We start from the raw sequence: 7,304 nt of genomic DNA on the forward strand, positions 1-7,304 counted from the left end.
AAATTTTATTTTAAAATATTTTTAGCTTCTTGTATATAAACCAAAGCCTCATCTACTATTTTTTTGGAGTAAACAGGACCATGCACACCCCAAGAACCATCTTTTTGCAATTTTTCTGCAATAGCCCTTGCTTGATTTGCCAAAGTAATAACACGAGATTTTTTCTCTACAGAAAGCTTAGGATTTTCAGCCATAGCTTTATCAATTTCTTTCACGCCTTTAAGAATATTTTCATATCCATCTTTTACAGGTTTTTGCCAACCTACGACAATGTCGTAGATAGTCTCTTGATCTGTAAAATGAAGTTTTTTAGGTAAATTTGATTGAACCGCACTGTGACATCCACTTGCACCTGGCCCCATTAAATTTGGATCACTAAAACTTGTACGTCCACAAGCCCACATTAAATCAAGGAAAAATCTTCCATCATCATCTCTAGCGATGGTCCATCCTGGAGTTTTTGGAGATCTTTCTTTACCTTCTGGCGGATTAAGAGTTTTAGCAGTTTTATCAACTTTTATTTTCCAAATGTGAGAAGCTCTAACATTATCAAATCCACCTTTATCAGGATTTTGAACTGCTCCAAAGTTTTCACAACTCATCATATTTGGCATGTGACAAGCTGTACAATTATCTTTTGAATGAATTCCTCCTTGTTTAAAGAAGCTAGCTTGTGTGTCATGACAATCTGTACAAGTTTTTTTAAGCCCTACTTTAGTATATCCATCTTTCCAATCATTGAAAGTAACCTCATGAGGATCGTGGCAAGTAGAACATCTCATACCCTTATCATAGTGAGCTGAACTATACATTTGCGCACCTTCAGTTCCACAAGCTGGACAGCTAGATTTAAAGAAGGCATTAAATGGTTTTCTAGGATTTTTCTTAGCATCTTCTTCATTATAAGAAAATCTTTGATGACATCTTTCGCAGTTTGATGGCATACCTGCACCTCTAGCACCATAAAGATGAGCACCTGCACCATGACATTCTTCACAAGAAATACCTTTTGAAATTGTATGTTTTCTAAGCTCTTGAGTATTTCCTAAAGCTTTATAAAATTCTTCTTTGCTTTTAAAATCAAATTTAAAACTATGACAGGTTTCACAATAAGAACTTGCAGGCTGAAAAAGCATATTTTTACGATATTGTGCTGCATAAGAATTTGTTCCCCAAACTTGAGAGCCATTACCTCCAAATTGTTCCATAGTAGTAGGGAAACCTGGAGAAAATTCTGCTATTTTTTTGGTCATTTCAGGTGTTAAAAACTCACTCCAAAGTCTTGAAAATTGATTACCTCCGGCTACTATTTTTCCTGTCATATTGCTAAGATTTCCATCTTCAACATGATAAGTTCCACGAACCAACCATCTATCAATAAAACCATATTTTGTTCTAGGTGTTCCAATTACAGCATAGACATCATCAGGATAAATTCCATCTGGTAAAATAGTAGATTGTGAGTTATACATAGGTTTTTTTAAATCATTTCCTACTTCTTCAAACTCATCAGGAAAACGAACGGTTTTTGCATGACGTGATCTTTCCCAAGCTTTATATTGAGCAGGATGACATTCACCACATTTTTTTGGACCTACAAATTTGTTTGGAAAATCTAAAAAAGATTCCATTCCTAAACGATAAGTCACTGAAGTATGAGCTAGATTGTTTTGCTGTGCAAAAGTAGGACCATTAGAAAATTCTACATATTCTTCTTCCCTATCACTAATAGCATATTTACCTACTATACGACCTTCTTTTTCATATTTAAACATAGGATGATGTTCTTTAAGATATTTAAAAAACGCATCTTCTTGGTGCACATAACCCTCAAGTGTTCTTGGTTTAGTATCGCCATCTTGTGCAACTTCTCCTTGAATAAGAACATTTGAATTTTCTGCACTACTCACATTTAAAGCAAATCCCACCCCAAGCAATAGGGTTAAAACCTTTCCCTTAGAAATAAGCTTTTTCATAAGATACACCTTATAAATAAAATTTTTAAGATAATATAATTATGAAATAAATAGTTTAAGATATAAATTATCTTATTTAAATTATATTAACTTTTATATATAAAGTTTATGTTAATTAAACTTAATAATTAATAAAATTAACAATTTCATCGTGAATTTATATATTAATTTCTATTTTTTATTTAAAATTATATCAATAAACCAAGTAGCCGATCACCCAAACAACTTTTTTAAAAGAACTAAATTTATACAATCCATATAAATATACTAAACCTTCCAAACCCCTAAAAACACCCTATTCTCTCTAAAAACCCTAACCAGCAACAAACTCTTTTTTAAACACAATTCTAAGCATCATCTAAAACAACAATAAAAATAAACATAGGATTTATATATAAAGTAAGTAATGAAGATATTTAACAAGTCCGCAATGAGCTACTTTCCCCCTGCCAGTAAGGCGTAGTATCATCACCCACGATGTGCTTAGCTTCTTGGTTCGGGATGGAGCAAGGCGTTTCCACATCTGTATAATCACGGACATTGTTATTTAAATATTCTTTGAAAGATTGAATTTAAAAAATAAAGCTTAATCTTTCATTTCTTTACTTTTTTCTTTATTCTCTTTCTTCTTTACTTATCTTTTATCTTTAATAAGTTTTTATATAGAATACTTAAAAAACAATGTTAAGAGCAAGTTCTAATATAAACTTTACTTGAAAGATTTCTATTAAACTCTAAATATTATCTATATTCAAAGTCTTCTTAAAAACCTTAACAAGGAAGTGATGCTTTATTAAAGATAAGCCAAACGCTCTATTAGTACTGGTCAGCTAAAGGACTTTCATCCATTACACACCCAGCCTATCAAACTAGTAGTCTTCTAGAGAGCTTAGAGAAGATTCATCTTAGAGTTGGCTTCACGCTTAGATGCTTTCAGCGTTTATCCTTTCCAAACTTAGCTACGCTGCGATGCTCTTGGCAGAACAACAGCTACACCAGTGGTTTGTTCAACCCGGTCCTCTCGTACTAGGGTCAAATCTCTTCAATCTTCTTACGCCCACGGCAGATAGGGACCGAACTGTCTCACGACGTTCTGAACCCAGCTCGCGTACCGCTTTAAATGGCGAACAGCCATACCCTTGGGACCTGCTCCAGCCCCAGGATGCGATGAGCCGACATCGAGGTGCCAAACCTCCCCGTCGATGTGAGCTCTTGGGGGAGATCAGCCTGTTATCCCCGGGGTACCTTTTATCCTTTGAGCGATGGCCCTTCCACACAGAACCACCGGATCACTAAGACCGACTTTCGTCTCTGCTTGACTTGTATGTCTTGCAGTTAAGCTGGCTTATACCTTTATACTCTACGAACGATTTCCAACCGTTCTGAGCCAACCTTTGTAAGCCTCCGTTATTATTTGGGAGGCGACCGCCCCAGTCAAACTACCCACCAGACATTGTCCCACTTGAGGATAACTCAAGCTGGTTAGCTACCCAAATAAGAAAGAGTGGTATCTCAACAACGGCTCATATACAACTGGCGTCATATACTCAAAGCCTCCCACCTATCCTGCACATTCTTATCCAAGTAGCAGTGTCAAGCTGTAGTAAAGGTCCACGGGGTCTTTCCGTCTTGCCGCGGGTAGGAGGAATTTTCACCTCCACTACAATTTCACTGGATCCCTCTTTGAGACAGCTCCCATCTCGTTACGCCATTCATGCAGGTCGGTATTTAACCGACAAGGAATTTCGCTACCTTAGGACCGTTATAGTTACGGCCGCCGTTTACTCGGGCTTCGATCAAGAGCTTCGCTAATGCTAACCCCATCAATTAACCTTCGAGCACCGGGCAGGCGTCACACCCTATACATCCTCTTACGAGTTAGCAGAGTGCTGTGTTTTTGGTAAACAGTCGGGAGGGACTCTTTGTTGTAAGTTTCTTCGCTTTCGGAGTAAATCCTAGTACGAAGCTAACCACACCTTATACCGAAGATACGGTGCTATTTTGCAGAGTTCCTTAAAGAGAGTTCTTCCACGCGCCTTAGAATACTCATCCCACCCACCTGTGTCGGTTTACGGTACGGGCAACATTAGCTAAACTTAGAAACTTTTCTTGGCTCGACGGCATCAGGGGTTCTTCTATCCATCCGAAGACTTCAAAAAGCCTTTCAGTTCTCGGAGTATTGTTATACGGATTTGCCTGTATAACCTCCTACGACCTTAGACTAGCACTTCCATCCGCTAGCCCCCTTAGCCCTAAGCGTCCTTCCATCGCACACTAATGTTGGTATTGGAATATTAACCAATTTGCCATCGTCTACCCCTTTCGGACTCGACTTAGGACCCGACTAACCCTACGATGACGAGCATCGCGTAGGAAACCTTGGGTTTACGGCGTTAATGATTCTCACATTAATTATCGCTACTCATGCCTGCATGCTCACTTCTATTCGCTCCAGCACTCCTTGCCGGTATACCTTCGACGCAAATAGAACGCTCTCCTACCACTTGCACACAACTTAAACTACTTAAACTTTAAACCAAGAATATTTTTACTGATTTTACTAAGTTTTATTTCTATCTTTACTCTATAAAAATCAGTAAAAATATAACTTAAAACATATAACTTAGTTTTTTATATTCTAAACTTAAATAATCTAAGTTGTGTGCAAGTCTACAGCTTCGGTACTTACTTTAGCCCCGTTATATTTTCCGCGCAAAATCACTAGACCAGTGAGCTATTACGCTTTCTTTAAAGGATGGCTGCTTCTAAGCCAACCTCCTGGTTGTTTAAGTAACTTCACATCGTTTTCCACTTAAGTAAGATTTAGGGACCTTAGCTGGTAGTCTGGGTTGTTTCCCTCTTGACGACGGATTTTATCACTCGCCGCCTGACTGCTGTGATTACATATAAGGTATTCGGAGTTTGATAGGGTTTGGTACATTGGTGTATGCCCTAGCCCATTCAGTGCTCTACCCCCTTATATTACGACACAACGCTATACCTAAATATATTTCGGAGAGAACCAGCTATCACGAAGTTTGATTGGCCTTTCACCCCTATCCACAAGTCATCCCGGGGCTTTTCAACGCCTATGGGTTCAGTCCTCCACTAGTTCTTACACTAGCTTCAACTTGCTCATGGATAGATCACTTCGTTTCGGGTCTGCAGCATCTGACTAAGCGCCCTATTCAGACTCGCTTTCGCTACGGCTTCGCGTTTGCTTAACCTTGCCAGACACCACAACTCGCAGGCTCATTATGCAAAAGGCAGTCCATCACACTGTATTGCTACATAGTGCTCTGAATGATTGTAAGCAAATGGTTTCAGGTTCTATTTCACTCTGATCACCTCAGTTCTTTTCACCTTTCCCTCACGGTACTTGTGCACTATCGATCTGGTATTAGTATTTAGGGTTGGATCGTGGTCGACCCGGATTCAGACAGGATTCCTCGTGTCCCGCCCTACTCAGGATACTGCTAGCTAAGCTTTGTTTTTCGCATACGGGACTATCACCCTCTATGGCTATACTTTCCAGAATGTTCTGCTAAACTCAGCTCTTGCACATTGCAGTCCTACAACCCCCAGTGCAAGCACTGGGTTTGCCCTCTTGCGCTTTCGCTCGCCGCTACTGACGCAATCTCTATTGATTTCTTTTCCTGAGGGTACTAAGATGTTTCAATTCCCCTCGTTCGCTCCTATATAGGTAATGTATATCTCTATACATTGGGTTGCCCCATTCGGAAATCTACGGATCAAAGCTTCTTGACAGCTCCCCGTAGCTTATCGCAGTCTAGTACGTCCTTCATCGCCTTTACCAGTCAAGGCATCCACCATTCGCTCTTAGTAGCTTACCTTTTGATGTTCTTTTAGCAAATGAGCAAGGCTCATCTTAAAGAACCAAAGCTAAAGGCCTACCCCGCCAACCTAAAAGATATTAGACTTAAAACGAAATAAACTAAACATTCATTAAAAAATTAATGTAGATAAAGCTTCAATTCTTAATCACTAAAAAAACAATTTGCATAAAAGTTAGATATAATCTAACTTCTACCTTTTATTATTGATTCTAAAACGCATCACTTCCTTGTTAAAGTTTTTATGATAAGACTTCTTTATCTTAAGACGGAAAGCATTCAAACACTTAATATAAAACTAAATGATTTAGTCTCAACTAAGCTGTGAGTTTGAAACTTGTCTTTAATTTATAAATCTTAAATCTAATATTCTCTTTATTATAGAAATAAAGATAATTAAAAGATATAAGTTAAACCAAAGAAAAGATAAATAGGTTTTATCCTTTAACAAGTCCTGTAAAATTGTTTTTATTAAAACTTGCTTGTGACTCTTAACAATGATAATTAAAAAGAACATTTAGGTTTAAAACCTAAAGGAAGTATATATATTAATATAATCATTATAAATATAAATACATAATGTATATGCTACTTATATCTATTTAAAGTATATTCTTTTATAGTTAAAGATAAAAGTAAATCTGAATATAGAGTTTATATTTTATATTTAATCTACTTTATATACTTGCTTTAGATTTTAAAGCTTTTTTATTCAAATCTTTTTTATGGTGGGCCTAACAAGACTTGAACTTGTGACCTCACCCTTATCAGGGGTGCACTCTAACCAGCTGAGCTATAGGCCCTTAATAAATGGTGGAGAATAGCGGGATCGAACCGCTGACCTCCTGCGTGCAAAGCAGGCGCTCTCCCAGCTGAGCTAATTCCCCATAAACAATTAGCTTTATCATCAATCTTTGAAATCTAAACAAGAATCAATTGAGTTTATATATTGAAGTAATAGTGGTGAGACTTATTACTTTGTACTCTAGAAAGGAGGTGATCCAACCGCAGGTTCTCCTACGGTTACCTTGTTACGACTTCACCCCAGTCGCTGATTCCACTGTGGACGGTAACTAGTTTAGTATTCCGGCTTCGAGTGAAATCAACTCCCATGGTGTGACGGGCGGTGAGTACAAGACCCGGGAACGTATTCACCGTAGCATGGCTGATCTACGATTACTAGCGATTCCGGCTTCATGCTCTCGAGTTGCAGAGAACAATCCGAACTGGGACATATTTTATAGATTTGCTCCACCTCGCGGTATTGCGTCTCATTGTATATGCCATTGTAGCACGTGTGTCGCCCTGGGCATAAGGGCCATGATGACTTGACGTCGTCCACACCTTCCTCCTCCTTACGAAGGCAGTCTATTTAGAGTGCTCGGCCGAACCGTTAGCAACTAAATACGTGGGTTGCGCTCGTTGCGGGACTTAACCCAACATCTCACGACACGAGCTGACGACAGCCGTGCAG

The 7,304-nt window shown here is 38.5% G+C and carries 1 protein-coding gene, 2 tRNA genes and 3 rRNA genes (1 of these 6 cut by a window edge); all 6 read right to left on the reverse strand.

All coding sequences use genetic code 11. The annotated features are described in order from the left end of the window. Positions 1 to 5: 5 nt before the first annotated feature. Positions 6 to 1,976 carry a cytochrome c3 family protein gene (locus AJN60_RS02470; protein WP_070285813.1) on the reverse strand — a complete coding sequence of 657 codons (1,971 nt, stop codon included), beginning with the start codon at positions 1,974 to 1,976 and terminating at the stop codon, positions 6 to 8. Between the two features lie 422 nt (positions 1,977 to 2,398). Next, positions 2,399 to 2,515, reverse strand: a 5S ribosomal RNA gene (gene rrf, locus AJN60_RS02475). Positions 2,516 to 2,771: 256 nt separating this feature from the next. Continuing rightward, positions 2,772 to 5,830, reverse strand: a 23S ribosomal RNA gene (locus AJN60_RS02480). A 726-nt stretch (positions 5,831 to 6,556) separates the two neighbouring features. After that, positions 6,557 to 6,633 (reverse strand) — tRNA-Ile (locus AJN60_RS02485). An 8-nt stretch (positions 6,634 to 6,641) separates the two neighbouring features. Further along, positions 6,642 to 6,717 (reverse strand) — tRNA-Ala (locus AJN60_RS02490). 102 nt (positions 6,718 to 6,819) lie between these two features. Further along, positions 6,820 to 7,304, reverse strand: a 16S ribosomal RNA gene (locus AJN60_RS02495) (it continues 1,027 nt past the right edge of the window). The 16S, 23S and 5S rRNA genes sit together here with 2 tRNA genes alongside, the layout of an rRNA operon.

Origin of the sequence: Campylobacter sp. BCW_4323 (assembly GCF_001763115.1) — a bacterium.
Taxonomy (GTDB): Bacteria; Campylobacterota; Campylobacteria; order Campylobacterales; family Campylobacteraceae; genus Campylobacter_D; species Campylobacter_D jejuni.